3 protein-coding genes are annotated in these 2,756 nt (G+C 71.6%); all 3 read left to right on the forward strand.

From position 1 onward, the window contains the following. Positions 1-54: 54 nt before the first annotated feature. Positions 55-1,704, forward strand: a complete 1,650-nt coding sequence (locus tag P409_RS31120; protein ID WP_034847602.1) for an NTP transferase domain-containing protein — start codon at positions 55-57, stop codon at positions 1,702-1,704. Then, entirely contained in the window at positions 1,701-2,117 is a 417-nt protein-coding gene (locus tag P409_RS31125; protein WP_034847604.1) for an iron-sulfur cluster assembly scaffold protein, read from the forward strand. The genes P409_RS31120 and P409_RS31125 overlap by 4 nt, the downstream gene beginning before the upstream one ends. A gap of 374 nt (positions 2,118-2,491) precedes the next feature. Further along, positions 2,492-2,756 (forward strand): alpha/beta hydrolase (locus tag P409_RS31130; protein ID WP_034847605.1); only part of this gene is annotated, 265 nt, incomplete at its 3' end.

Genomic DNA, 2,756 nt, shown 5'->3' on the forward strand with positions numbered 1-2,756 from the left:
GGCGCAGATGACCGCGGTGCTGCACGGCGCCGAACCTCACGGAAAGGCCCCCGCGTGATCTTCGGCTCCCTGCCCGTCGCCGAGGCCGCCGGCGCCATCCTGGCCCACACCGTCGCGGTGGCCGGCACGATGTTCCGCAAGGGCCGGCGGCTGACCGCGGCCGATGTCGCGGCGCTGCAGGCCGCCGGCGTCGAGGAGGTGCAGGCGGCGCGGCTGGATCGCGACGACATCCACGAGGACCAGGCGGCGGAGCGGGTGGCCGCGGCCGTCCAGGGACCGGGGCTGAGCGCCAGCGCCGCCTTCACCGGCCGGGTGAACCTGTATGCCGAGGCCGCCGGCGTGGTCGTGATCGACCGCGAGCGGATCGACCGGCTGAACCGGCTGGATGAATCGATCACCATCGCCACCCTGCCGGAATGGGCCGAGGTCGCGCCGAAGCAGATGGTGGCGACCATCAAGATCATCCCTTTCGCGGCGCCTGGCGACGCGGTGTCGCTGGTCGAGGCGATGGCCGCCCTGCCCCAGCGCGGCGCGGCGCTGCGCCTGGCCGCCTACCGGCCGCTCAAGGTCGGGCTGATCCAGACGAAGCTGCCGACCACCAAGCCCAGCGTCCTGGACAAGACCGCCCAGGTGACGGTCGACCGGCTGGCGCGGCTGGGCGGCACGCTGGCGCGGGAGCGACGGTCGGATCACAAGGCCCCGGCGCTGACCAGCGAGATCCGCATGGTGCAGAATCTCGGGCTGGACCTGCTGCTGATCGCCGGCGCCTCGGCCATCACCGACCGGCGCGACGTGCTGCCGGCGGCGATCGAGGCGTCGGGCGGCATCATCGAGCATTTCGGCATGCCGGTGGACCCGGGCAATCTGATCCTGATGGGCCGCATCGGCGCCATGCCGGTGCTGGGCCTGCCCGGCTGCGCCCGCTCGCCCAAGCTGAACGGCTTCGACTGGGTGCTGCAGCGCATCGCCGCGGGGCTCACGGTCACCCGCCTCGACGTCATGGCCATGGGCGTCGGCGGCCTGCTGGCGGAGATCCCCAGCCGCCCCCTGCCCCGCGACCGCGCCGCCGACGGCAACGGCATGCCGCATGCCCCGAATGTCGGCGTGGTCGTGCTGGCCGCCGGCCAGTCGCGCCGCATGGGCGAGCTGAACAAGCTGCTGGCCCCGGTCGAGGGGAAGCCGATGGTCGCCCATGCGGTCGATGCCGCCCTGGGCACCAAGGGCGTGGGCCCGGTCGTCGTCGTCACCGGGCATGAGCGCGAGCAGGTCGAGGCGGCGCTGGCCGACCGGCCGGTCACCTTCACCAGCAACCCGCGCTATGCCGAGGGTCTCAGCACCTCGCTGGCCGCCGGCCTCGCGGCACTGCCGCACGAGACCGATGCCGCGCTGGTCTGCCTCGGCGACATGCCGCGGATCAGCCCGAAGCTGATCGAGCGCCTGGTCGCCGCCTATGCGCCGACGGAGGGCCGCTCGATCGTGGTGCCGACCCATCAGGGCAAGCGCGGCAACCCGGTGCTGTGGGACCGCCGCTTCTTCCCGGCCATGGCGTCGGTCGCCGGCGATGTCGGCGCCCGCCACCTGATCGGCGAGCATGCCGACGAGGTGGTCGAGGTCGAGGCCGACGACACCGCCGTTCTGTTCGACGTCGACACGCCGGAGACGCTGTCGACCCTGACCGCCGCCGCCAAGGTGCCGACGCGATGATCGATGCGCTCTACGACCAGGCGATCCTGCAGAAGGCCCGCGCGGCCACCGGCGCCGGCCGCTTGCCCGAGCCGGACGGGTCGGCGATGATCGACAATCCGCTGTGCGGCGACCGGGTGACCATCGACCTGACCCTGGCCGACGGCAGGGTCACGAAGGTTGGTCACCTCGTCCGCGGCTGCGTGCTGTGCGAGGCCTCGGCAGCGCTAATCGCGGAGAAGGCGATCGGCCAGGCGCCGGCAGCGCTGCGCGAAATCGCGGCCGGCATCCGGCCGATGCTGCGGGAGGGCGCCGCGCCGCCCTGGCCGGAGCTGGAGATCTTCACCCCGGTCCGCGCCGTGCGCAACCGCCACGATTGTGTCGAACTCCCCTTCCGGGCCCTGACTGCGGCCCTGGACAAGGCAGGGACCTGAGAACAGTTGCCCCTTTTCGCAGGCAGAACGGCCCTGCGCCCGCCCGGCCGGGCATGCAATTCAACCGGAAGAACTCCGCAGCATCATCTTGTCGCCCGATCAGTGCGTCATGGTGAGTATCTGCACGCATATTTCTTGCAATAATATAATATGATTTTCACCAAAGCCAGCAACGCCAAAGTCTTCGGCATACCGACATGCAACGACGTGGACAGCGCCAGTTCCGAATGAGATGGGGGCGATTGAGAGCCGGTTCAGGGCGGGGGCCCGGATGGGCCAGCGGCCCTGCCGCAGCACCGGGCACGGCCGGCTCTTGACCGGCAGCCGGCGCGGGCACACTTAGAACCCTCATTGTCCCGATGCCGCCTCCGCTCATGAAATCCTCCGATGCCCACATCCTCATGGTCCCCGGCTTGGCCTCGCCCGACGAGGGCCATTGGCAGGCGCGGTGGCAGGCGCGGCTGAAGACCGCGCGCTGGGCCGGCGCCGCCGACGATCCGGCGGACCGGGAGAGCCGGGTGGAGGCGCTGGTCGCGGCGGCGGAGGCCGACGACAAGCCGGTGGTGCTGATCGCCCATGGCCTCGGCGTGCTGGCCGTCGCCTTCGCGGCACCTCGGCTGAACGGCCGGGTCGCCGGCG

The sequence above is a fragment of the Inquilinus limosus MP06 genome (assembly GCF_000767795.1).
Classification (GTDB): Bacteria; Pseudomonadota; Alphaproteobacteria; order DSM-16000; family Inquilinaceae; genus Inquilinus; species Inquilinus limosus_E.